General features: G+C 60.5%; 22 protein-coding genes and 2 tRNA genes. 15 read left to right on the top strand and 9 right to left on the bottom strand.

All coding sequences use genetic code 11. From position 1 onward, the window contains the following. Nucleotides 1-5: 5 nt before the first annotated feature. The 6 genes from AC1MDC_RS10690 to hemA form a co-directional block, all read right to left on the bottom strand. Nucleotides 6-524: an acyloxyacyl hydrolase gene (locus AC1MDC_RS10690; RefSeq protein ID WP_085700887.1), complete on the bottom strand. Its 519-nt coding sequence runs from the start codon at nt 522-524 to the stop codon at nt 6-8. Nucleotides 525-635: 111 nt separating this feature from the next. Then, complete coding sequence (murI, locus tag AC1MDC_RS10685) at nt 636-1,427, bottom strand: glutamate racemase (protein WP_480392980.1); 792 nt, start codon at nt 1,425-1,427, stop codon at nt 636-638. Next, a complete protein-coding gene (locus tag AC1MDC_RS10680) occupies nt 1,420-2,175 on the bottom strand; it encodes a molybdopterin-synthase adenylyltransferase MoeB (protein ID WP_227233531.1) in 756 nt (251 codons plus the stop codon). The genes murI and AC1MDC_RS10680 overlap by 8 nt, the downstream gene beginning before the upstream one ends. Further along, complete coding sequence (gene prmC / locus AC1MDC_RS10675; protein ID WP_266200945.1) at nt 2,169-2,999, bottom strand: peptide chain release factor N(5)-glutamine methyltransferase; 831 nt, start codon at nt 2,997-2,999, stop codon at nt 2,169-2,171. The genes AC1MDC_RS10680 and prmC overlap by 7 nt, the downstream gene beginning before the upstream one ends. Beyond that, nucleotides 3,000-4,082, bottom strand: a complete 1,083-nt coding sequence (prfA, locus tag AC1MDC_RS10670) for a peptide chain release factor 1 (RefSeq protein ID WP_085700891.1) — start codon at nt 4,080-4,082, stop codon at nt 3,000-3,002. It lies immediately after the preceding gene. Beyond that, nucleotides 4,079-5,365, bottom strand: coding sequence for a glutamyl-tRNA reductase (gene hemA / locus AC1MDC_RS10665; protein WP_085700892.1), 1,287 nt, complete (start codon nt 5,363-5,365; stop codon nt 4,079-4,081). The genes prfA and hemA overlap by 4 nt, the downstream gene beginning before the upstream one ends. Before the next feature lie 182 nt (nt 5,366-5,547). On the opposite strand from hemA, the gene AC1MDC_RS10660 reads away from it, so the two are divergent. The 8 genes from AC1MDC_RS10660 to ychF all read left to right on the top strand — a co-directional run bounded on the left by AC1MDC_RS10660 (nt 5,548) and on the right by ychF (nt 12,472). After that, entirely contained in the window at nt 5,548-7,272 is a 1,725-nt protein-coding gene (locus AC1MDC_RS10660; protein ID WP_085701810.1) for a tetratricopeptide repeat protein, read from the top strand. 3 nt (nt 7,273-7,275) lie between these two features. Further along, nucleotides 7,276-7,893, top strand: coding sequence for a lipoprotein insertase outer membrane protein LolB (gene lolB, locus AC1MDC_RS10655; protein WP_085700894.1), 618 nt, complete (start codon nt 7,276-7,278; stop codon nt 7,891-7,893). 3 nt (nt 7,894-7,896) lie between these two features. Further along, on the top strand, nt 7,897-8,748 hold the full coding sequence (ispE, locus tag AC1MDC_RS10650) for a 4-(cytidine 5'-diphospho)-2-C-methyl-D-erythritol kinase (protein ID WP_085700895.1): 852 nt from the start codon (nt 7,897-7,899) through the stop codon (nt 8,746-8,748). A gap of 37 nt (nt 8,749-8,785) precedes the next feature. Then, nucleotides 8,786-8,860, top strand: a tRNA-Gln gene (locus AC1MDC_RS10645). Nucleotides 8,861-8,907: 47 nt separating this feature from the next. Beyond that, the gene (locus AC1MDC_RS10640) at nt 8,908-9,849 is read left to right on the top strand and encodes a ribose-phosphate pyrophosphokinase (protein ID WP_003171603.1); all 942 of its coding nucleotides are present in this window, start codon (nt 8,908-8,910) and stop codon (nt 9,847-9,849) included. Nucleotides 9,850-9,990: 141 nt separating this feature from the next. Beyond that, entirely contained in the window at nt 9,991-10,593 is a 603-nt protein-coding gene (locus AC1MDC_RS10635; RefSeq protein ID WP_085700896.1) for a 50S ribosomal protein L25/general stress protein Ctc, read from the top strand. Nucleotides 10,594-10,764: 171 nt separating this feature from the next. Then, nucleotides 10,765-11,349: an aminoacyl-tRNA hydrolase gene (gene pth / locus AC1MDC_RS10630; protein ID WP_007951726.1), complete on the top strand. Its 585-nt coding sequence runs from the start codon at nt 10,765-10,767 to the stop codon at nt 11,347-11,349. Nucleotides 11,350-11,371: 22 nt separating this feature from the next. After that, entirely contained in the window at nt 11,372-12,472 is a 1,101-nt protein-coding gene (gene ychF, locus AC1MDC_RS10625; protein WP_085684819.1) for a redox-regulated ATPase YchF, read from the top strand. Between the two features lie 63 nt (nt 12,473-12,535). Here the strand turns inward: ychF and AC1MDC_RS10620 are convergent, their stop codons facing one another. Beyond that, nucleotides 12,536-13,753 (bottom strand): MFS transporter, encoded by a 1,218-nt coding sequence (locus AC1MDC_RS10620; protein WP_085700898.1) that lies wholly within the window; start codon nt 13,751-13,753, stop codon nt 12,536-12,538. 333 nt (nt 13,754-14,086) lie between these two features. Between AC1MDC_RS10620 and AC1MDC_RS10615 the strand changes: the two genes are divergently transcribed. Continuing rightward, entirely contained in the window at nt 14,087-16,144 is a 2,058-nt protein-coding gene (locus AC1MDC_RS10615) for a methyl-accepting chemotaxis protein (RefSeq protein ID WP_480392979.1), read from the top strand. Here the strand turns inward: AC1MDC_RS10615 and AC1MDC_RS10610 are convergent. Continuing rightward, nucleotides 16,137-17,039: a LysR substrate-binding domain-containing protein gene (locus AC1MDC_RS10610; RefSeq protein ID WP_480392978.1), complete on the bottom strand. Its 903-nt coding sequence runs from the start codon at nt 17,037-17,039 to the stop codon at nt 16,137-16,139. The genes AC1MDC_RS10615 and AC1MDC_RS10610 overlap by 8 nt on opposite strands. A gap of 227 nt (nt 17,040-17,266) precedes the next feature. Between AC1MDC_RS10610 and AC1MDC_RS10605 the strand changes: the two genes are divergently transcribed. The 6 genes from AC1MDC_RS10605 (at nt 17,267) to AC1MDC_RS10580 (ending at nt 22,880) form a co-directional block, all read left to right on the top strand. Next, nucleotides 17,267-18,385, top strand: coding sequence for an ABC transporter ATP-binding protein (locus tag AC1MDC_RS10605; protein ID WP_227233537.1), 1,119 nt, complete (start codon nt 17,267-17,269; stop codon nt 18,383-18,385). A gap of 15 nt (nt 18,386-18,400) precedes the next feature. Continuing rightward, complete coding sequence (locus tag AC1MDC_RS10600) at nt 18,401-19,321, top strand: ABC transporter permease (RefSeq protein WP_480392977.1); 921 nt, start codon at nt 18,401-18,403, stop codon at nt 19,319-19,321. Further along, nucleotides 19,321-20,127 carry an ABC transporter permease gene (locus tag AC1MDC_RS10595; protein WP_480392976.1) on the top strand — a complete coding sequence of 269 codons (807 nt, stop codon included), beginning with the start codon at nt 19,321-19,323 and terminating at the stop codon, nt 20,125-20,127. Before AC1MDC_RS10600 ends, AC1MDC_RS10595 begins: the two co-directional genes overlap by 1 nt. A 27-nt stretch (nt 20,128-20,154) precedes the next feature. Continuing rightward, nucleotides 20,155-21,201, top strand: coding sequence for an ABC transporter substrate-binding protein (locus AC1MDC_RS10590; RefSeq protein ID WP_085700904.1), 1,047 nt, complete (start codon nt 20,155-20,157; stop codon nt 21,199-21,201). Between the two features lie 61 nt (nt 21,202-21,262). Then, nucleotides 21,263-22,717: an amidase gene (locus AC1MDC_RS10585; RefSeq protein ID WP_480392975.1), complete on the top strand. Its 1,455-nt coding sequence runs from the start codon at nt 21,263-21,265 to the stop codon at nt 22,715-22,717. Nucleotides 22,718-22,803: 86 nt separating this feature from the next. Beyond that, nucleotides 22,804-22,880, top strand: a tRNA-Met gene (locus tag AC1MDC_RS10580). A gap of 84 nt (nt 22,881-22,964) precedes the next feature. On the opposite strand, the gene AC1MDC_RS10575 is transcribed toward AC1MDC_RS10580, so the two are convergent. After that, the gene (locus AC1MDC_RS10575) at nt 22,965-24,065 is read right to left on the bottom strand and encodes a DUF2817 domain-containing protein (protein WP_480392974.1); all 1,101 of its coding nucleotides are present in this window, start codon (nt 24,063-24,065) and stop codon (nt 22,965-22,967) included. Nucleotides 24,066-24,139 lie beyond the last annotated feature (74 nt).

The following is a 24,139-nucleotide window of genomic DNA, read 5'->3' as shown; positions in this document are numbered from 1 at the left end:
GAGGTTTACAGCGGCATCGTGTAATGCAGTGCGTAGCTTTCAACCCCGTCGTTGTCGCTGCTCAGACCGGCGTTGGAATAGTGCGTCGCACGGATCCCCACCTCATGCCCGCCATTGAAGCGCAGGCCGAAACCGATACGGTCCTCGAACTGGAAGGAACCGCCGAGCTTGTTGTCTTCGTACTCGGTGTTGGAAAACAGCGCCACGCCGATCCCCGCCTCGACATACGGCTTGACCGATTGACCGGCGAACTCGTACACAAATACCGGCGAGAACGAAAGGCTGTTGTTGCTGGAGGTCTTGTCACCTTCCCAGTAGGTGTAGGCGCCACTCCAGTAACCGGTCAGACGACCGACGTCGCTTTGCAGCCAGCTTTTGTCCCAATCGAAATTCATACCCAGGCGATAAGTCATCGTCGAATCGCTGGTACCACCCACTGCAAACTCGACGCCAGCAGCTTGTGCGGTAAAACTTTGCCCCATCAGTGCAGCCGCAATCGCGGCCAAGCAGAATAGTCGCTTCACGTTGAAACTTCCTTTTCGGAACGATCGTTTGGTTTTCTAGGTCACTCTGCGCTATAGAAATCTGCGCTTGGTCAGAAGTTCAGCTGACTTTTTAGATATTTCACATTTTTTTTACAAGGTGAATTTTTCGACTTCGCCGGCGACCTGCCCCAACAGCACCAGCGTGTTGCGCAAAGACGCGGGGTCGGCGCTGGTCCAAAATCTGACCGGCCGGTTCGGCCCTTCGGCGAGCAGGTCACGCTCGGCCAGCAACCGTTGCAATTGCCGCGCTACCGCCGCGCCCGTATCGATCAGGCTGATGCTCTCGGGGATCATCGACTTGAGCATCGGTTTGAGAAACGGATAGTGGGTGCAGCCCAGGATGATCGTGTCGCATCCGTTGGCGAGAAGTGGATCGACGTAGTGCTTGAGCAAGGCTCGCAACTGGGGACTGTGCAGATCGCCGCTTTCAATCAGCTCCACCAGTCCGGGGCACGGTTGAGTGATGACCCGCACATCCGTGGCGAAGCGGTCGAGCAGCGCCGCAAATTTCGCACTCTGCAAGGTGCCCGTGGTGGCGAGTACCCCCACCACCCCGCTGCGAGTGGCAGCAGCGGCCGGTTTGACCGCCGGCTCCATGCCGACAATCGGCCACTCGGGGAAATCCCGGCGCAGATCGGCGACGCCGGCCACGGTCGCAGTGTTGCAGGCGATCACCAGCGCCTTGGCGCCCTGCTCCCGGAAAAAACCGGCCATCACGCTGCAACGCTGGCGGATGAATTCAGGGGTTTTCTCGCCATAAGGAATATGGCCGCAGTCGCCGAGGTACAGCAGCGATTCATTCGGCAGCAGGTGCTGGATTTCCGCCAGCACCGATACACCACCGACGCCGGAATCGAATACGGCGATCGGCGCTTCACGCATGCTGCGAACCACAGACGCTGCAACCGGGATCGCGCTTGACCCGCAGCTCACGGAAACGCGAGCCCAATGCATCGATCAACAGCAGACGGCCCACCAGCGGCTCGCCGAACCCCGCCAGCAACTTCAAGGCTTCCAGCGCTTGCAGGCTGCCGACCAGACCCACCAGCGGCCCGACCACGCCGGCTTCGCTGCAAGTCAGTTCGGCTTCGCTGCCGTGACCGTACAGGCAGTGGTAGCACGGGCTATCGGCGCGACGTGGGTCGAACACCGAAAGCTGTCCTTCGAGGCGAATCGCCGCGCCGCTGACCAAAGGCCTGCGCGCGGCCACGCAGGCGGCATTGACCGCTTCGCGGGTGGAGAAGTTGTCCGAGCAGTCGAGCACCAGGTCCACCGCCGCCACGGCTGCGGCGAGGCAATCCTCGTCCAGCGCCTGGCGATGGGGCACCAGTTTGATTTCGGGATTGATCGCGCTCAGGCGCTTGAGCGCCGAGTCGACCTTGGTCATACCAACGCTGTCGGTGTCGTGGATGATCTGGCGTTGCAGATTGGTCAGGTCGACCGTGTCGAAATCCGCCAGGTGCAACTCACCGACACCCGCCGCCGCCAGATACAAGGCAACCGGCGCACCGAGACCACCGAGGCCGACAATCAACACCCGACTGTCCTTGAGCTTCAACTGACCATCGATGTCGATGTGTTGCAGCAGGATCTGCCGACTGTAGCGCAACAATTCCTGATCATTCAGCACGGCAAACGCCCCAGGCTGATCCGTTGATGGCCGCCCAGATCGGTGCGGCTGTGGACTTCTTCGAAACCTTGGGTCAGCAGCAGATCGCGCACGGCTTCGGCTTGATCATAGCCGTGTTCGAGCATCAGCCAGCCACCGGCCTCCAGATGGGCTGGCGCCTGGGCGATGATCAGACGCAGATCGTCGAGCCCGTCGACGCCGGCCACCAAGGCGCTTTCCGGTTCGAAACGCACGTCGCCTTCCACCAGATGCGGATCGGCGGCGCGGATGTACGGCGGATTGCTGATGATCAACTCGAAACGCTTGCCTTCGAGGGCACTGAACCAGTGACTGCTCAGTACCGTCGCGTTGTTCAGGTGCAGGCGCTGGCGATTGCGCTCTGCCAGGGCCACGGCTTCCAGCACCCGATCCACGGCGGTGACCTGCCACGCCGGGCGCTCGCTGGCCAGGGCCAGGGCGATCGCCCCGCTGCCCGTGCCCAGATCGAGCACTTTGGCCGGGGTTGCCGGCAGCAGTTCCAGCGCGGCTTCCACCAGCAGTTCGGTGTCCGGGCGCGGGATCAGCGTGTGCGGGGCGACTTCCAGATCGAGCTTCCAGAAACCCTGCTGGCCCAGAATATAAGCCACCGGCTCACCACTGCGACGACGTTGCAGGTACTCGGCGAAGACCAGTGCGGCTTCGCTGGGCACGATGCGCTCGGGCCAGGTGTGAAGAAAACTGCGCGACTTGCCCAGCGCGGCGGCCAGAAGCAGTTCGGCGTCCAGACGCGCGGTGGGCGAATCCGGCAGTTCGGCGGCGCGCAACAGGCTGGCGATGATGGTCATTTACTCACCTATCGCTGCGAGCTGGTCGGCCTGGTATTCGGCCAGCAACGGCTCGATCACTGCTTCGACGCCACCGGCGAGGATTTCGTCGAGGGAATACAGGGTCAGGTTGACGCGATGGTCGGTCACCCGGCCCTGGGCAAAGTTGTAGGTGCGGATACGCTCGGAGCGGTCACCGGAACCCACCAGCAATTTACGTTCGCTGGCGATGGCGTTGGCCGCCGCGGCGGTCTGCTGGTCGTTGAGCTTGGCCGACAGCCAGGCCATCGCCCGGGCACGGTTCTTGTGCTGGGAACGTTCTTCCTGGCACTCGACCACAATGCCGGTCGGCAAGTGAGTGATGCGGATCGCCGAGTCGGTCTTGTTGACGTGCTGACCACCGGCCCCGGAGGAACGGTAAGTGTCGACGCGCAAGTCCGCCGGGTTGATCTCGATCGCTTCCTGCTCGTCCGGCTCAGGCAGCACCGCCACGGTGCAGGCCGAGGTGTGGATCCGGCCCTGGGATTCGGTGGCCGGCACGCGCTGTACGCGGTGAGCGCCGGACTCGAACTTCAGCTTGCCGTAGACGTTGTCGCCCTCGACCCGGGCAATGACTTCTTTATAGCCGCCATGTTCGCCTTCGTTTTCCGAGAGAATTTCCACGCGCCAGCCACGTCGTTCAGCGTAACGCGAGTACATGCGGAACAGGTCGCCGGAGAAGATCGCCGCCTCGTCGCCACCGGTGCCGGCGCGGATTTCGAGGAATACGTTGCGCCCGTCGTTGGGATCCTTGGGCAGCAGCATGCGTTGCAGGTCGGATTCCAGCGTAATCAACAGTTCCTTGGCTTCGCGGACTTCTTCCACGGCCATTTCACGCATGTCCGGGTCGCTGTCCTTGAGCAGCGCCTGCGCGCCTTCAAGATCGCTTTGTACGCTGAGCAGCTTTTTATAGGCTTCGACCACCGGCTCGACTTCGGCGTATTCCTTGGAATAGGCGCGGAATTTGGCCTGGTCGGAAATGACTTCGGCGTCGCCGAGCAGCGCGGTCAGTTCCTCGAAACGGTCCTGGAGGATGTCCAGCTTATTGAGCAGTGACGCTTTCATTGCGGTTTTTTATCCGAAAAGCTATCCGGTGAGCCCTCGAGGGCAAAGAGTTCCTGAGCCATGGCCAGCGCATCGAGGCGGCCTTCGGCAGAAAGCTTTTTCAACTGTACGCTCGGGGCGTGCAGGAGTTTGTTGGTCAGGCCACGGGCCAATTGCCCGAGCACGTCTTCGGCGTTGCCGCCGTTGGCCAGCAGGCGCAGGGCCTTTTGCAGCTCCTCGTCGCGCAGGCGTTCGCTCTGTTGACGATAGGCCTTGAGCACATCGACCGCTGCCAGCTCGCGCAGACGCACCATGAAGTCGTCGGCACCGACCGAGACCATCTCCTCGGCGGCCTGGGCTGCACCCTGTCGGCTCTTGAGGTTTTCGGCGACCACTTCGTGCAGATCGTCGACGCTATAGAGGTAAACGTCGTCGAGCTCGCCGACTTCTGGCTCGATGTCACGGGGAACGGCGATGTCGACCATGAAGATCGGCTTGTGCTTGCGCAGCTTCAGCGCGCTTTCCACAGCGCCTTTACCGAGGATCGGCAACTGACTGGCGGTAGAACTGATCACGATGTCGCTGCGCACCAGTTCGGCCGGGATGTCCGAGAGCAACACCGCGTGGGCACCGAACTGCTCGGCCAGCAGGCTGGCGCGTTCCAGCGTCCGGTTGGCGACCACGATGCGCTTGACCCCGAGGTCATGCAGATGGCGGGCGACCAGGGTGATGGTCTCGCCGGCGCCGATCAGCAGGGCCTGGCTGCGCTGCAGGTCGCTGAAAATCTGTTTGGCCAGGCTGACCGCGGCGAACGCCACGGACACCGGGTTTTCGCCGATGGCGGTGTCGGTACGCACTTGTTTGGCGGCATTGAAGGTCGCCTGGAACAGACGCCCGAGCAGCGGCCCGATGGTGCCGGCCTCGCGGGCCACGGCGTAGGCCGATTTCATCTGGCCGAGAATCTGCGGCTCGCCCAGCACCAGCGAGTCGAGCCCGGAGGCGACGCGCATCATGTGACGAACTGCCGCATCATCTTCGTGCACATAAGCACTCGCGCGCAGCTCATCGAGGCTTAAATGGTGATAGTCGGCCAGCCAGCGCAGCACGATATCGGCCGAAAGCTGATCCTGTTCTATATACAGCTCGCTGCGATTGCAGGTGGAGAGGATCGCAGCTTCGCGGCTGTCGGTGAGTCGGCAGAGCTGCTGCAAGGCCTCCACCAGCTGCTCAGGGGTAAAGGCCACGCGCTCGCGGACGTCTACTGAAGCAGTCTTGTGGTTGATACCGAGTGCAAGGAAGGCCATTCAAGGTCGCTGATGGTGACGTGAAGCCGGCAATTGTCCTACTTCGTCAGATTCAGAACAACTACCGCTGACTATTGTCCCAATTGTCGGCCCCTGTAATGGCCACAATCGAGACTCGGTTATGTTTGGCCGAAGGCTTGTGTCATGATGATCCGACCGCAGGTTAGTCGTCCTCTTCCTATATGAATAGATCTTCCGCGTTGCTCCTCGCTTTTGTCTTCCTCAGCGGCTGCCAGGCCTTGGCCCCCGTTTCGCAGGACGGTGCCTCACCGGTCGAAGACACCACGCCGGCTCCTGAAAAGCCCAAGGTTTACAGCTCGTTCAGCCAGGAAACGGTGTTCAGCCTGCTGACTGCCGAACTCGCCGGCCAGCGCAATCGTTTCGACATTGCCCTGGACAACTACGTGACCCAGGCCATCAACACCCAAGATCCAGGCGTTTCCGAGCGCGCGTTCCGCATCGCCGAGTACCTGGGCGCCGACCAGCCGGCCCTCGATACGGCGCTGATCTGGGCGAAAAACGCCCCGGACGACCTCGAAGCGCAACGCGCAGCCGCCGTGCAACTGGCCCGCGCCGGGCGCTATGACGACTCGATGGTCTATATGGAGAAAGTCCTGCAGGGCAAGGGCGACACCCATTTCGACTTCCTCGCGCTATCGGCCGCCGACACCGATCAGGAAACCCGCAACGGTCTGATGAAAAGTTTCGACCGCCTGTTGCAGCGTCACCCGAACAACAATCAGCTGATTTTCGGCAAGGCCCTGCTGATGCAGCAGGACGGCGACACCCAAGGCGCGCTGACCCTGCTCGAAGACAATCCGCCGGAAGACGGCGAGATCGCCCCGATCCTGCTGCGCGCACGCCTGCTGCAAGGGCTCAACCGCGGCGACGAAGCGCTGCCACTGCTGCAAAAGAGCATCAAGAAGTATCCGGACGACAAGCGCCTGCGCCTGACCTACGCACGGATGCTGGTGGAACAGGACCGGATGGACGACGCCAAGGTCGAGTTCTCCACCCTGGTTCAGCAATACCCGGAAGACGACGAACTGCGTTACTCGCTGGCGCTGGTCTGCCTGGAAGCCAAGGCCTGGGACGAGGCCAAGGGTTATCTGGAAGACCTGATCGCCCGGGAAAGTCATGTCGATTCGGCGCACCTGAACCTGGGGCGCATCGCCGAAGAACGCAACGACCCGCAAGGCGCGCTCATCGAGTACGCCCAGGTTGGCCCCGGCAACGACTATCTGCCGGCGCAATTGCGTCAGGCCGATATTCTGATGAACAACGGCAAGACCGCCGAAGCCCAGAGCAAACTGGCCGCCGAGCGTGACGAACAGCCGGATTACGCAATCCAGCTGTATCTGATCGAAGCCGAAACCCTGTCCGCCAACAATCAGGGCGACAAGGCCTGGAAAGTCCTGCAACAAGCGTTGCAGCAGTACCCGGACGATCTGAATCTGCTTTACACCCGCGCGATGCAGGCGGAAAAACGCAATGACCTGGCGCAGATGGAAAAAGACCTGCGCCTGATCATCAAGCGCGATCCGGACAACGCCATGGCCCTCAACGCCCTCGGCTACACCCTGTCCGACCGCACCACCCGCTACGCTGAAGCCAAGGCGCTGATCGAGCAGGCCCACCAGATCAACCCGGAAGACCCGGCGGTGCTCGACAGCCTCGGCTGGGTGAACTTCCGCATGGGCAATCTGGAAGACGCCGAGAAATACTTGCGTCAGGCCCTCGAACGCTTCCCCGATCACGAAGTCGCCGCGCACCTGGGCGAAGTGCTGTGGACTAAGGGCAAGCAGCGCGAAGCGAAACAAATCTGGGGCAAGTTCCTCAAGGACCAGCCTGACAGCACCATCCTGCGCAGCACCATCAAGCGCCTGACCGGATCCGAGACTCTTTAACTCATGTTTTTGCGCCACGTCATAGTTTTCAGCTTCATCGCCCTGCTCGCCGGTTGCGCGGGCTTCGGCGCCCGTGAATCGGTCGAAGGCCACGGCAATCCTGGCCAATGGCGCGAGCACAAACAGCAATTGACCGGCCTTGATGGCTGGCAGATCGACGGCAAGATCGGCATCCGCGCCCCGAAAGATTCGGGCAGCGGCACGCTGTTCTGGCTGCAACGTCAGGATTACTACGACATCCGTCTGTCCGGCCCGCTGGGTCGTGGCGCGGCGCGCTTGACCGGCCGTCCGGGCGCGGTGTCGCTGGAAGTGGCGAATCAGGGCCGTTATGAAGCACCGACGCCGGAAGCGCTGGTCGAGGAACAACTGGGCTGGAAACTGCCGGTCTCGCATCTGGCCTGGTGGGTTCGCGGCCTCCCGGCACCGGACAGCAAAAGCCGCCTGACCCTGGACGGAAACAGTCGTCTGGCCAATCTGGATCAGGATGGCTGGCAGGTCGAATACCTCAGCTATGCCGAACAGAATGGTTACTGGCTGCCCGAGCGGATCAAGCTGCACGGCGCCGATCTGGACGTGACGCTGGTCATCAAGACCTGGCAACCGCGCAAGTTGGGGCAATAACGCATGACCGCTCCACGCCTCACTTTGCCATCGCCAGCCAAACTCAACCTGATGCTGCACATACTCGGTCGCCGTGAAGACGGTTATCACGAGTTGCAGACGCTTTTTCAATTTCTCGACTACGGCGACGAAATCACCTTCGCCGTGCGTGACGATGGCGTGATTCGCCTGCACACCGAATTCGAGGGTGTTCCCCACGACAGCAACCTGATCGTGCGCGCGGCGAAAAAACTTCAGGAGCAATCCGGCTGCTCGCTCGGCATCGATATCTGGATCGACAAGATCCTGCCGATGGGCGGCGGCATCGGTGGCGGCAGCTCGAACGCGGCCACCACCCTGCTCGGGCTCAATCATTTGTGGCAATTGGGCTGGGATGAAGATCGCCTGGCTGCACTGGGCCTGACGCTGGGCGCCGACGTGCCGGTGTTCGTGCGTGGCCATGCGGCTTTTGCCGAAGGTGTTGGCGAGAAACTGACCCCGGTCGAGCCTGCCGAACCGTGGTACGTCGTACTCGTTCCGCAAGTCTCTGTTAGTACGGCAGAAATTTTTTCAGATCCATTGTTGACACGTAACACGCCGCCCATTAAAGTGCGCCCCGTTCCCGAGGGAAACAGTCGAAATGACTGCTTGCCGGTGGTCGCAAGGCGTTATCCAGAAGTACGTAACGCATTGAATTTGCTAGGTAATTTTACTGAAGCAAAACTCACCGGAACTGGAAGTTGTGTGTTTGGGGGCTTCCCAAGCAAAGCTGAAGCTGATAAAGTCTCGGCCCTTCTGACAGAGACCCTTACAGGGTTTGTAGCAAAAGGAAGCAACGTTTCGATGTTGCATCGCAAGCTGCAAAGTCTGCTCTAAAGGAACCAAGTGCCCGGCACTTGCAAGCAACAGATACAGGGGCGTCGCCAAGCGGTAAGGCAGCAGGTTTTGATCCTGCCATGCGTTGGTTCGAATCCAGCCGCCCCTGCCATTTTCCTATACTCATCCAGGTATACCCTCAGCCTTCAGGTACTGCGCGTGTCCAAGATGATGGTCTTTACGGGGAACGCTAACCCCGATCTGGCTCGGCGTGTAGTACGTCAGCTGCATATCCCTCTCGGTGACATCTCTGTCGGTAAATTCTCCGACGGCGAAATTACAGCCGAGATCAATGAAAACGTTCGCGGTAAAGACGTCTTCATTATTCAGCCGACTTGCGCTCCGACCAACGACAACCTGATGGAACTGGTAGTGATGGCTGATGCCTTCCGCCGCTCCTCGGCTACTCGTATCACTGCTGTTATTCCTTATTTTGGCTATGCCCGTCAGGATCGCCGTCCGCGTTCCGCACGTGTGGCTATCAGCGCGAAAGTCGTTGCTGACATGCTCACCGTAGTCGGCATCGACCGTGTTCTCACGGTTGATCTGCATGCTGACCAGATTCAGGGTTTCTTCGATATTCCGGTAGATAACATCTACGGCTCCCCGGTTCTGGTGGATGACATCGAAGATCAGCGCTTCGAGAACCTGATGATCGTGTCCCCGGACATTGGTGGCGTCGTGCGTGCACGTGCCGTTGCCAAATCCCTGGGCGTGGATCTCGGGATCATCGACAAACGCCGTGAGAAAGCCAATCACTCTGAAGTGATGCATATCATCGGTGATGTCGAAGGGCGTACCTGCATCCTGGTCGATGACATGGTCGATACCGCCGGCACTCTGTGCCATGCGGCCAAGGCCCTGAAAGAGCATGGCGCAGCCAAGGTCTTTGCCTACTGCACACACCCTGTGCTGTCGGGTCGGGCCATCGAGAACATCGAAAATTCCGTGCTGGACGAGCTGGTGGTCACTAACACCATCCCGCTGTCCGCTGCAGCACAAGCCTGTGCACGTATCCGTCAACTGGATATCGCACCGGTTGTTGCCGAAGCGGTTCGCCGCATCAGCAATGAAGAATCGATCAGCGCGATGTTCCGTTAAGGGCCCTGCCCTTCTCGAAATGTCTCGTTGACGAAAAGCGCCCCGCCCCGGCATTCCTGCCGGGGCGGGGCTTTTTTGCCCATACCGTGTTCGGCGCTGGTCGCAAACGCCACTCGGTCATGGCTATTTTGGAGATACAAAATGAACGATTTTACTTTGAATGCTGAACTGCGTTCCGACCTGGGGAAAGGTGCGAGCCGCCGCCTGCGTCGTCTCGCCAACCTGGTTCCAGCTGTTGTTTACGGTGGCGACAAAGCCCCTGAATCCATCAGCATGCTGGCCAAAGAAGTTGCCAAACTGCTCGAAAACGAAGCTGCCTACAGCCACGTTATCGAACTGAACGTTGGTGGCACCAAGCAAAACGTGATCATCAAGGCTCTGCAGCGTCACCCGGCCAAAGGCCACGTGATGCACGCTGACTTCGTACGCGTTGTAGCTGGCCAGAAACTGACCGCTATCGTTCCTGTGCACTTCATCAACGAAGCTGCTCCAGTGAAGAAAGGCGGCGAAATCTCGCACGTTATTGCCGAGATCGAAGTTTCCTGCCTGCCAAAAGATCTGCCTGAGTTCATCGAAGTCGATCTGGCTGACGCTGAAATCGGCACCATCGTTCACCTGTCGGACCTCAAAGCTCCTAAAGGTGTCGAGTTCGTTGCTCTGGCACACGGCGATGACAAGGCTGTTGCCAACGTCCACGCTCCACGTGTTGCTCCAGAAGCTACCGAAGAAGGCGCAGCAGAGTAATTCACTCTGTCATGCCTGAGTGAGCAGGTAACATCGCGGACTGGAACGTAGCGAGAAAGCGGGCGGGAACGCGGAGTTTACATCCATGGTAAATGAGCATTTTTCGTCCACTTTCGCCGCCTTCACGGATTGCGGCGATGTTATCCACCACTCAAAGGAAGGGCCCCTATCGTGACTGCCATCAAACTGATCGTTGGCCTGGGAAATCCAGGCGCTGAATACGAACAGACCCGGCATAACGCAGGGGCCCTTTTTGTTGAGCGCATCGCCCACGCACAGAACGTGAATCTCGTGGCCGATCGCAAGTATTTCGGCCTGACCGGGCGCTTTTCGCATCAGGGTCAGGATGTTCGTCTGCTGATTCCCACCACCTACATGAACCGCAGCGGCCAGGCCGTGGCGGCACTCGCCGGTTTCTTCCGCATCAAGCCTGAAGAAATCCTGGTGGCGCACGACGAACTCGATCTGCCTCCGGGCGTCGCCAAACTCAAGGTTGGCGGCGGTCATGGCGGTCACAACGGGTTGCGCGACATCATTGCGCAATTGGGCAATCAGAATACGTTCCACCGCCTGCGGCTTGGCATCGGCCACCCGGGCGTTGCCAGTATGGTTTCAAATTTCGTCCTGGGTCGTGCGCCTCGCGCCGAACAGGAAAAACTCGATGCCAGCATCGACTTTGCCCTCGGCGTGCTGCCGGATATCCTCGCCGGTGAATGGAACCGTGCGATGAAAAACCTGCACAGCCAGAAGGCCTGACTCTAATCCGAGGGGAAACACCATGGGATTCAATTGCGGCATCGTCGGCCTGCCTAACGTCGGCAAGTCCACCCTGTTCAACGCCCTGACCAAATCCGGGATCGCGGCCGAGAACTTCCCCTTCTGCACCATCGAGCCGAACAGCGGCATCGTGCCGATGCCCGATCCACGCCTGAACGCCCTGGCGGAAATCGTCAATCCGAAGCGCATCCTGCCGACCACCATGGAGTTCGTCGACATCGCGGGTCTGGTAGCCGGCGCTTCGAAAGGTGAAGGCCTGGGCAACAAATTTCTGGCCAACATCCGCGAAACCGACGCGATCGCTCACGTTGTGCGCTGCTTCGAAGACGAAAACGTGATCCACGTTTCCAACAGCGTCGACCCGAAGCGCGACATCGAAATCATCGACCTGGAACTGATCTTCGCCGACCTCGACAGCTGCGAGAAGCAACTGCAGAAAGTCGCGCGCAACGCCAAGGGCGGTGACAAGGACGCAGTGGCCCAGAAAGCCCTGCTGGAGCAATTGATCCCGCACTTCACCGAAGGCAAGCCTGCACGCAGCCTGATGAAGAACATGAGCGCCGAAGAAAAGGCGATCATCAAGGGCTTTCACCTGCTGACCACCAAGCCGGTCATGTACATCGCCAACGTCGCTGAAGACGGTTTCGAGAACAACCCGCACCTGGACGTGGTCAAGGCCATCGCCGAAGAAGAAGGCGCCATGGTCGTTCCGGTCTGCAACAAGATCGAAGCGGAAATCGCCGAGCTGGACGACGGCGAAGAGAAAGACATGTTCCTCGAGGCCCTGGGCCTGGAAGAGCCTGGCCTGAACCGCGTCATCCGCGCCGGCTACGAAATGCTGCACCTGCAGACCTATTTCACCGCCGGTGTCGAAGAGGTCCGCGCCTGGACCGTCCGCGTCGGTGCCACCGCACCACAAGCCGCTGGCGTGATCCACACCGACTTCGAAAAAGGCTTCATCCGCGCTGAAGTGATCGCCTACAACGACTTCATCCAGTACAAGGGCGAAGCGGGCACCAAGGAAGCCGGTAAGTGGCGCCTGGAAGGCAAGGATTACATCGTCAAGGACGGCGACGTGATGCACTTCCGCTTCAACGTGTAAAAGCTGCACCCAAGAAAAAGCCGCGTTTGATACGCGGCTTTTTTATGCCTGAAATTCAGCCCGTCAGGCCTTTTTGGTTCTTGGCAGGAAGATCGCCAGCACCCCGAACAGCGGCAGGAACGAGCACAGGAAGTACACGTATTCGATGCCGTGAATGTCCGCCAGATGACCGAGCAACGCCGCGCCAATCCCGCCAAAACCGAACATCAGACCGAAAAATACGCCGGCAATCATCCCGACATTGCCCGGCACCAGTTCCTGCGCGTACACCACGATCGCCGAAAATGCCGAAGCGAGGATGAAGCCGATCACTACGCTCAGGACGCTGGTCCAGAACAGGTCGACATGCGGCATCAGCAGCGTGAATGGCGCAACGCCAAGGATCGAGAACCAGATCACTGCCTTGCGCCCGATCTTGTCACCAATCGGCCCGCCGAAGAATGTGCCCGCCGCCACCGCACCGAGGAACAGGAACAGATGCAACTGGGAACTGGCCACCGACAGGTCGAACTTCTCGATCAGGTAGAAAGTGAAGTAACTGGTCAGGCTGGCCATGTAGAAGTACTTGGAGAACACCAACAGCCCGAGCACCACCAATGCACTGATCACCCTGCCCTTCGACAGTCCATGAGTGGCGGCCTGGCCAGCCTTGAGCTTGAACAGGTTCAGGTGATGGGCATACCAGCGGCTGATGCGATAGAGCACGAACAACGCAAACACCGCGAACAGCCCGAACCACGCCACATTGCCTTGCCCAAAGGGAATGATGATCGCCGCCGCGAGCAACGGACCGAACGCCGAACCGGCATTACCACCGACCTGGAACGTCGATTGCGCCAGACCGAAACGTCCACCCGACGCCAGCCGCGCGATACGAGAAGCTTCAGGATGAAAGGTCGAAGAGCCGATACCGATCAGCGCCGCCGCCAGCAAGATAAGAGGGAAACTGCCGACCATCGACATCATCACAATGCCGATCAGCGTGCACACCGAACCTGCCGGCAGCAGCCACGGTTTCGGATGCCGGTCGGTGTGATAACCGACCCACGGCTGCAACAGCGAAGCGGTCAGCTGGAACGTCAAAGTAATCAGGCCGACCTGGGTGAAGCTCAGGCCATAGTTGGCCTTGAGCAGCGGATAGATCGACGGCAGCACTGACTGGATCAGGTCGTTGATCAAATGCGCCAGCGCGACCGCGCCGATGATGCGCATCACCAATGGACTGCTCTGGGGAGGAGCGGACGCCGAGGCAGCGGCGGTCTGAACGTTGCTGATAGCCATGAAATTTTCCGGACTGCAGATGGGTGCACGCGGGCAGGTGCGTCAATGTGCCATTTTTCGGTGCGCCAGCGCCATCCCCTTAGCCAGCTAACGAACTATTCAGTCGTCGCGCCGCAAGTGATAGCGCAACGCCATGGTCTGAATCTTGCCTTGCTTATCCGCTTGAACGCGGCGCCCTTACAAAGGGCATCGAGAATGGGAAGTTTCGCTACAGAGCCGGCCTACAGAGCGGGCAAGGGTGAACTTTCGAGGCCTTTTAGCAGGGCACCAATCCCGGTCGCAACGACCGCGATGCACGCCGATGGTGCGTGGTGTCCAGAGGAGTCATGAGGCATGCAGGCTTTTTTATCACCGGGGATCGGATTGCTGGGGCGGTTTGGCTTCGCGCGTAAATTCCAGTTGTTGTTTCTACTGTTTATCCTGCCTTTGGCCGGCAGCCTGTTGATGATCGGCCAGGATTATCGCGACAAACTCAATCTGATCGCCGGCGAGCGCGCCGGTGTGCGGCAATTGCTCGCCCTCGATGCACTCGACAACCTGCTCGCCGCCCAACGCGACCGCGCCGCCCGGTGGCGCGCCACGGAAACCAACCGCCAGCCGACGCCCGCGACCCTTGCCGCGATGGCTGCGTTCGATGGCGTACAACCCGCTGTCGCCCAAGCGACAGTGGACTTGGGCAATGCCCTGCAAGCCGAAGGCGCGGAAGGCGAAACCCTGGCTCGCTATCAGGCCCTGCAAGCCGCGCTCGATGGTCTGGACTCGAAAAGCCTTTCCGGTGTCGGTTGGTGGCCGGACGGTTACGACCGGTTCACCAATGCCCTCAGCGCCCTGCAAGCCTTGCGCGAGCAGATCGCGATGGACAATCGCCTGATCCTTGCACCGTGGCTGGAAACCTATCTGCTGACGCAGATTTCCACCCAGCACGCACCGGATCTGATCGAGCGGGTCGGCCGACTCGCAGCCGTCGGTCAGGCTTCAGTGGTGTCCGGCCAGTTCACCCTGCAAAGCCGTCTGCAACTGCGTGACCTGCGCAGCCGCATCGGCGATGCCCGCGAGCAACTGGTGAAAACCGCAAATCTGCTGGAGTCGCGTCTGCCGCCAGCCCTGCAAGGCTGGGCCGGGCAATATCACGACAGCCTCAAGCAACTGGATGCCGGTTTGAAAGTGCTGGATGACGGCGTGTTCGGCGGCAGTATCAATCTCAAGCCTGAAGAATTCGAGCGCACTCTCGATGCCCTGCTCGGCAACCTCGCCACGCTGCGCCAGCAATCGCTGGTGGCGCTGGATCAGCGGCTGGATGACTATCACGGATCGGCGATTCGTCAGTTCATCATTGTTGCAGCGGTCTTCGGTTTCCTGTTGCTGGCGGCGCTGTACTTGTTCGTCTGCCTGCAAGCCTCGATCCGCCGCAGCGCCAGCGGCATCACACTGCTGGCTGAAGCCCTGCGTGACGGTAATCTGAGCCTGCAAGTGCCGGTCGTGGGCCGTGATGAACTGGCCTCGATCAGCACCGCGCTCAACGTGGCCGTGGTGCAGTTGCGCACCAGCCTGCTGGGCGTCGATCACGAGACTTCGCAATTGAGCAACGCGGTGCGCAGCCTCAACGATCACTCCAGCGGCGCGCTCAGCGAAGTCGAAGCACAACAATTGCAGATCAGCCAGATTGCCGCAGCAGCCACGCAATTGGCGGCGACGTCTCAAGGCGTGGCGCAGAGTTGCGAACAGGCTGCCGGCAGCGCCCAGCAGACCCGACGCATCGCTACCGACAGCAGCCGTGACAGTCAACGGACCACGGCGAGCATTCAACAGCTCAATCAGCGTCTGAACGAAACCGCAGCAGCGCTCGGTCGGGTCAGCGAGCAAGGGCAGCAGATTCAACTGGTGGTCGATACCATTCGCGGAGTCGCCGAACAGACCAATCTGCTGGCGCTCAACGCCGCCATCGAAGCCGCTCGCGCCGGCGAACAAGGTCGCGGTTTTGCCGTGGTGGCCGACGAGGTGCGCAGCCTGTCGCAACGCACGCAATCGTCCACGGCGCAGATCGCCGCGACGGTCGACAGTCTGCGCAACACGGTCAACGAAGCCGTGAGCCTGATGGAGGCTGCGTGCGGCCAGGCGCAATCGGACGCAGAAGCGGTCACCGGACTCGGTGAACGCCTCGGGGAAATCGCCAGCGCCGTGCAAAGCGTCACCGACACCCTCGCCCAGATCGCCACGGCGGTCGAAGAACAGGCCAGCACCGCCGATGAGGTCAGCGGCAATATCCAGCAGGTCGATCAGGCCGCGGTTCGCCTGCTCGACGGCGCACGGGCAGTCAACCTGGCGGCAGACACCTTGAGCCAGGGCAGCAAGGCCTTGAGTGACAACACCGCACGCTTCCGGCTCAGTTGATCAACGCTTCGGGAAAGTCCTGTTCCAGTTCAGACTTGAGCCATTGAATGAACCACGCCGCATCCGCCGACAGCTCGGCGGACGGCGTCAGAACCCGATAGCTTTCCAGCTTCACCTGAGCCTCCACTGCGCGCACCAGTTTGCCGGACCTGAGCTCTTCGCGAACCAGCACCTCGTTGGCCAACGCGATGCCCTGCCCGCTCTCGGCCACCGATAACGCGTGATCGTTGTTCACGTAGAGCATGTCGGAATTGAGGTGAATATCCAGGTCATGGGCGGCGAACCAAAGGTTCCACCACTCGCCATCATCAACGTGGATCAACTCGTGCCGGACCAGGTCGGCCGGGCCACTGAGCGGCTCGATGCTTGCCAGATATTGCGGGGTGCAGATCGGAAACACACGGGGACAGATCAATGCTTCACGGGAGTCCGCGTACTGCCCGTCGAGACCGTAGACGATGCCGAGATCGGCGCTTTTGCCATCGACTTCGGTGAAGGTCGAGTTCGGTTCGATGGCGAACTTCAACCCCGGGCGCAAGTGACGCATGGCCTCGATGCGTGGCATCAGCCAGCGCTTGGCAAAACCCGGCACCACCATGATCCGCAGCCAGCGTTCGGCTTCTCTGGGGCGCGCTTCCTTGCCGGCCTCGATGATCAACTGCAGGGCGGCCGCGATCTTGCGGTGGTATTTCTCACCGGACGGCGTCAGGTTGACCCCGCGCGACGTGCGTTCGAACAACTGAATGCCCAGCCAGTCCTCCAGCAACTTCACATGCCGGCCAATCGCCGGCTGAGTCACGTGCAAGGCTTTCGAGGCCTCGACATAGCTGCCCAGGCGGGCAGCAGCATCGAACGCTCGCACTGCATTGAGTGGCGGCAAACGGTGGTCGGGCATGTTTCTGGCACCTGTCGGTATTAAATTAACTAACACCTGCCATGTTTAAATTGAAGTTTCGCCCCGCGCAACCCCTCGCCGATAATCGAGCCACAGCAGAACAACAAAGACAGCTGGTTTCACCCCGTACGCAATCTCGATCCTGCCCAGAAAAATAATATCCATGGCCCGACAGATTCGCTGACTTGCAGCGCAATCGCAGGCGATGGGGGAATCGGAGGTAACGCATGAATGCCCTGCATTCGCTGCAAACGCTGGCGGTGTCGATCCGCTCGGTGCGCAAGGTCTACGGCGATCCGGACAGCGGTCCGGTGGCGTTGAAAAATATCGATCTGGATATCCGCGACAACGAATTCTTCACCCTCCTCGGGCCCTCCGGCTGTGGCAAGACCACGCTGCTGCGGATGATTGCCGGGTTCGAGTTTCCAACGCAGGGCGAGATCCTGCTCTACGGCGAAAACATCGCCGAGCGCCCACCGTTTCAGCGCCCGGTCAACACGGTGTTCCAGCACTACGCACTGTTCCCGCACATGACCATCGCCGAAAACCTGGCCTTCGGCCTTGAATCGCACCCGATGGGCAAGGTCCTGACCAAGGCGCAGATCGCCGAGCGCGTGCGCGAGATGCTTGCTCTGGTGCAGATGGAGCGCTTCGCCCATCGCAAGCCGGTGCAACTTTCCGGCGGCCAGCAGCAGCGCGTCGCCCTCGCCCGCGCCCTGGCGCCGCATCCCAAGGTCCTGTTGCTTGACGAGCCGCTGTCGGCACTTGATCTCAAGTTGCGCCAGGCCATGCGCGAAGAGCTGAAAACCATCCAGGCCAGGACCGGCATCACCTTCATCTTCGTCACCCACGACCAGGAAGAAGCGCTGACCATGTCTGACCGCATCGCCGTACTGTCCGAAGGCGAAGTGCAGCAAGTCGGTCGCCCGGAAGACATCTACGAACGGCCGCGTAATCGCTTCGTGGCCGACTTCATCGGCGAAACCAACTTCATCCAGGCCAGCGTCACTCGCGTCGAGGACGGTATGGCGTGGTTCGCCGGGCCGGCCGGGCACCCTCTGCCGGCGCAGCCGTGCAACGACGTGCAACCGGGTGCCGGCGTCACCCTGTCGGTGCGCCCCGAGCGCCTGCACCTGGTGCCTGCCAATACTGAGGCGGCGTTGCCGTGCCGGGTCCAAGCGCAGATTTATCTGGGCACCGACCTGCAATACCAGGTCAGCCTCGGCGACGGTTCGCGCCTCACAGTGCGCACACCCAACTGCGTCGATCAGAGCCTGCGTTTTGCCGTGGGCAGCCAGGCCGGTCTGCTGTTCGACCGGGGAAGCGCCAGCGTCCTGCACGATTGAACCCGAGGAGTTGTCATGCACGCCTTACCCATAACCAACACGCTTGAACGCCGACGGGCATTGCACAGCTTCCTCGGTGTCAGTCCGGCGCTGATCGCCATCGCTCTGTTTCTGGTAGTACCGATCCTGATCGTCATTGGTTATTCGCTGATGGAAGCCAACCCCTACGGTGGGGTGAACAAGGTGTTCAGCAGCGACGCCTACACCTCACTGCTGTTCGAACGGCAAATGGACGATAGCCTGGCCTTCGCCGACTCCTACCTGATCATCGCCCTGCGCTCGGTCGGGATCGCCGGCCTGACCACCGTCATCACGCTGCTGATCGGGTTTCCGGTGGCGGTGTGGCTGGCCATGCAGCCGGCGCATCGGCGCGGTCTGTTGATCTTTCTGATCACCGTGCCGTTCTGGGCCAACCTGCTGATCCGCACTTACGCGTGGATTCTGCTGCTGCGTAACACCGGGGTGATCAACAACAGTCTGATGGGCATGGGCGTCATCCATGAGCCGCTGCAGTTGCTGTACACCGACGGCGCCGTGTTGCTGGGGCTGGTTTATACCTATGCGCCCTTCGTGGTTTTGCCCATCTACGCCACGCTGGAAAAAATGGATATCCGCCTGCTCGAGGCCGCTCAGGACTTGTATGCCGGACGCCTGCGCACCTTGCGCAAAGTGGTGCTGCCGATCGCCAGACCGGGAATTCTCGCCGGCGCCATTCTCACCTTCGTGCCGTGCCTGGGCGCGATGATTGCCCCGGAACTGCTCGGTGGCGGCACGCGGATGATGCTCGGCAACCTGATCTTCCGACAGTTCAGCGATGCCCGTAACTGGCCGTTCGGCGCGGCGCTGTCGCTGGTGCTGATGGCGGCAGTGATGCTGGTGCTGACGGTCTATGCCTTGCGCGCCGAACGCCAGCGCATCGCCAAAGGAGGTGCGTGATGATCGGTCTGCTCAAACGCAAGGGACTGGGCGTACAGGATTTCCCAGGATTCGGCGGTTTCAGTTTTCTGTTCTACCTGTACCTCTACGCGCCGATCGTGGTGCTGGTGGTGTTCTCGTTCAACGCCAACCAGTCGGCCACGGTATGGACCGGTTTCAGCCTCGACTGGTATCGCGCCGCATTCGCCAATCAGGCGCTGCGCCAGGCGGCCGGCAACAGTCTGCTGATCGCGGTGTGCGCCAGCATGGTCGCCACGGCGATTGCCACCCTGGCGGCCCTCGGTACCTCACTGGGCGCGAAGTTCAAGGGCCTGCAACTGTCGATGGGCGCGATCATGCTGCCGCTGGTTCTGCCGGAAATCGTCGTCGGCGTCGCCACGCTCGCGCTGTTCTCAACCATCGGCCTGTCGCTCGGCTACGGCAATCTGATCATCGCCCATACGGTGTTCTGCATTCCGTTTGCCTACCTGCCGATCCGGGCTCGGCTCAACGACATGGACCTGTCGCTGGAACAAGCCTCGGCCGACCTGTATGCCGGCCCGTGGCGGACCTTTCGCAAAGTCACCCTGCCGTTGCTGATGCCGGGGATTTTCTCCGGGCTGATGCTGGCCTTCATCGTCTCGCTGGATAACTTCGTGATCTCGATGATGGTCTCCCAGGCCGGCACCACAACGCTGCCGATCTTCATCTTCGGCCTGTTGCGCATGGGCGTGACACCCGACGTCAACGCCGTGTCGACCCTGATCCTGGGCGTCTCGGTGCTGTTTGTCAGCCTCTCTTACCTGCTGGGCAAAAAGAACGCCTGAACCTTCCAAGAACCGTGGGGAAATAGCATGAGCAAGTGGATAAAAAGCGTCGGCACTTCGTTGTTTCTGACTGTGCCGCTGGTCATGGCCGGGAGTGTTCAAGCCGCCGAAAAACTCAACGTGGTGAGCTGGAGCGGTTACTTTTCACCGGAAATTCTCGCCAAATTCCAGAAGCAGACCGGCATCGAAGTCACCGTCGACTCCTACGACTCCAACGAGACGCTGCTGGCCAAACTGAAACAGGGCGGCGCCGGTTACGACGTGGCGATTCCCTCGCACCAGTTCATTCCGATCCTGATCAAGGAAAACCTGCTGGAGCGCTTCGATCCGGTCAAGGAGCCGTACTACGCCAGTGTGGTCGACAACCTGAAAAAACCGACCTGGGATCCGGAAGGCGCCTATTCGGTGCCGTTCATCTGGGGCACCACCAGCGTGGTGCTCGACAGTGGCCGCTACAAAGGCCCGGCCGACAGCTACAAAGTGCTCTACGAGCCGCCGGCCGAGTTGCAGGGGCGGATCAACATGTTCGATTCGGTCAGTGACATGGTCGACATGGCCAGCCTGTACCTGAACATTCCGCTGTGCAGCGAGGACCCGAAACAGATGCAACAGATCCTCACGTTGCTCAAGGCGCAGAAGCCATTCGTCAAAACCTACAGCTCCAAGGCCGGCTCGATCCGCGAGAACCTCGCCTCGGGCGAAATCGATATGTCGATGTTCTGGGGCGGTTCGTCCATGCGCGCCCGCGAGATGAAACCGAGCCTGAAATATCTGTATCCGAAAGAAGGGGTGCTGGCCTGGGTCGACAACATGGTCATCCCCGCCGGCAGCAAGAACCCGGCAAATGCCAAGGCGTTCATCGCGTTTCTCAGCCAGCCGGAAAACTCGGCGATGACCCAGAACTTCCTCAAGCATCAGAGCCCGATCAAAGGCGTCGAACCGTTCCTCGATGCAAGCCTCAAGGATGCACCGGAACTGCATATTCCCGAGGGCACCCATGTGGTGTTCAGCAAGACCTGCGGTGAAGGCGCGATCCGTCTGGCCGATCGTCTGTGGACCAACCTGATGCGTTGATTTCTACCGCCCCGGCACGAGGCCGGGGCGTTTTTCCAGCCGTCTGAAGGGCGCCGTCGTCATGAACTCCAATAACATCAGCGAACTGGTCCTGTTGCCGGCCATCGAGCTCGCCGAACGCATCCGTCTGCGCCAGGTTTCCTGCCGCGAAGTGATGCAGACCTATCTTGCCCACATCGACCGGTTCAACTCGTCAGTCAATGCACTGATCAGCCTGCAGGCGCCGGAGGATCTGTTGGCCCAGGCCGACACACGTGACGCCGAACTGAGCCGGGGCCAGTACCGAGGCTGGATGCACGGCCTGCCCCACGCTATCAAGGATCTGTCGCTGACCTGCGGCATCCGCACCACGCTGGGCTCACCGCTGTTCAAGCACTTCATTCCCGAGCGTGACGGCATCATGGTCGAGCGGATCAAGGCTGCCGGCGCGATCATCATCGGCAAGACCAACACCCCGGAATTCGGCCTCGGTTCGCAGAGCTACAACCCGCTGTTCGGCGCCACCGGCTGCGCCTTTGACCCGAGCAAAACCGCCGGCGGCAGCAGTGGCGGCGCGGCAGCGGCACTGGCGATGCATCTGGTGCCGGTGGCCGATGGCAGCGACATGATGGGCTCGCTGCGTAACCCGGCAGCGTTCAACAACATCTTCGGTTTTCGTCCGTCTCAGGGCCGCGTGCCGTTCGATGACAGCGCCGATCTGTTCTTCGATCAACTCGGCTATGAAGGTCCCATGGCGCGCAGTGTGCGTGATGCCGCGATGCTGCTGTCGGTGCAGGCCGGTGGCGATGCGCGGGCACCGCTGTCGATCAGTGAACCCGGTGAGGCCTTTGCCGCGCCGCTGGAACGCGACTTCACCGGTACAAGGATCGGCTGGCTCGGCGACTTCGGCGGGTATCTGCCCATGGAGAACGGCATTCTCGCGTTGTGTGAAAGGACCTTTGCCGACTTTGAAAGCCTGGGTTGCCATATCGAGTCGGTGCGCCCGGAATTTGCCCCTGAGAAACTGTGGAGCAGTTGGCGCACCTTGCGCCACTGGATGGTCGCCGGATCCCTGGGCGCTGCTTATGCCGATCCGCAAAAACGGACGCTGCTGAAACCGGAAGCCTGCTGGGAAGTGGAAAACGGTCTGAAGCTCTCGGCCAGCGAAGTGTTCGCCGCCTCGGTGGTGCGCAGCGACTGGTATCGGGCGATCTCACGCTTGTTCGAGCAATACGACTATCTGCTGCTGCCCAGCGCGCAGGTCTTCCCGTTCGACAAGACACAACCCTGGCCGACCGCGATCGAGGGAGTGAGCATGGACACTTATCATCGCTGGATGGAGGTGGTGATTCCCGGCACGTTATCCGGTTGCCCGGTGGCGAACGTCCAGGCCGGCTTCAATGACCGGGGTTTGCCGATGGGGTTGCAGATAATCGGCCGGCATCAGGCGGACTTCGCCGTTCTGCAACTGGCGCACGCGTATGAGCAGGCCAGTCGCTGGTTCCAGCGCTGCCCTTCGCCACTGTTGAACGCCTGATTTTGATAAACGGTTGAAAGCGTAGAAAAAATTTTGAAATTTACGCTTGACGCTTTTCCATTTCAGGGGAATAATGCGCGCCACTTGGCTACATAGCTCAGTTGGTTAGAGCATAGCATTCATAATGCTGGGGTCCGGGGTTCAAGTCCCTGTGTAGCCACCAAGTACTAAAAACGGCTTACCGAAAGGTAGGCCGTTTTTTTATGCCTCGAGAAAAGTGCCGGCCATCATCAGCCGGCATTTGCTTTTATCCGGCCAGCGCCGCCAGCCCTTTCGTCCAGATCTGCCGGGTGCGCAAACCGACCATCGCCCGCCAGTCCGGATCCGCCGGATAGAACTGCTCCAGCAGATTCAGCTTGATCTCGCGCCCCTTCGCATCCAGTGGATCGCCATACAGATGCAGCCAGTGATCATCGCGCAAGTAGCGATGTACATCCGGCCCCGGGTAAGTCCCGCACTCGATCACAAACGGCATCAATTGCACATTCGGCAGCGCATTGAGCAGTGCCTGCGAGGTGTAACCCGTGGCGGTTGCCGCAACGCCGGTTTCACTCAAGGTTTCAGCTCCCGTGTGCAAGGTGTAGAGCCACGGGCCGTAAATCGATTGCGCCCGGGCCAGTGCCGGATACGGCGCCTGGGTAATCGTCAGCAGCATCGGATGCCCGTACTCGCCGGCGCCAGTGTGCAGGTCGAAACACATCACGGTTTCAGCACCGGCCAGATGATTCTCGATGATTGAATGCAACGTGCGATTCGACCAGCTCGGTGCAAGTCCGCCAAAAAACAGTCCGTCGGGATGACTGTGCTGACCACCCTCGACAATCGACATGACGGCCGGCCAGCCATGCCTGGCGATTTGCGCATCAAGCAAGCCATCAGCTTTATGCCGCTCGGGACCGTTCAAATCGGTGCAGGCGTAAATTTCATGCAGAGTGGCGTAAGCCTGGTTATCCGGAAGCGGTCGGTTGAAATCCAGATGATTGCGGTTGAGGTCGATGTTGTCTTCGTTGACCCGCCGCAGCCATGCCGTGCCCCACGGGTTGATCAGGTGAATCATCACCACCGCGACATCCTTCGCCAGCGACTCCTGCGTGAAATGCTTGAGCCAGTCGATCTGGCACTCCGAACCGTAATAACCCTCAACCCCGTGGGTGCCGCTGAGCGCCACCAGGCGCCGCTTGGCCGATGGATCCCCCAGTACCGCGACATCAGTACTCAAAGACTCGCCAAACGGCCCATTGAGCGGATGCGCGTACGAAGAGAACGTTGCGCCCGCCCCCTTCGCGGCGGCCAGAAAGCGCTCGCGCTGTTCGCGATAGCTGGGCCGGGTCGGAAACTCGTTGTGCATGGCGACCTCTTGTTGATTGTTCTGGCTTCACGTTTGCCCATGACCCTACAGAAAATCCGCCAAGGCATGAAGGA

Source organism: Pseudomonas sp. 1, assembly GCF_056626735.1.
Note: the sequence above shows the minus strand (reverse complement) of the source record. Positions and strands in the feature narration are given on the sequence as shown.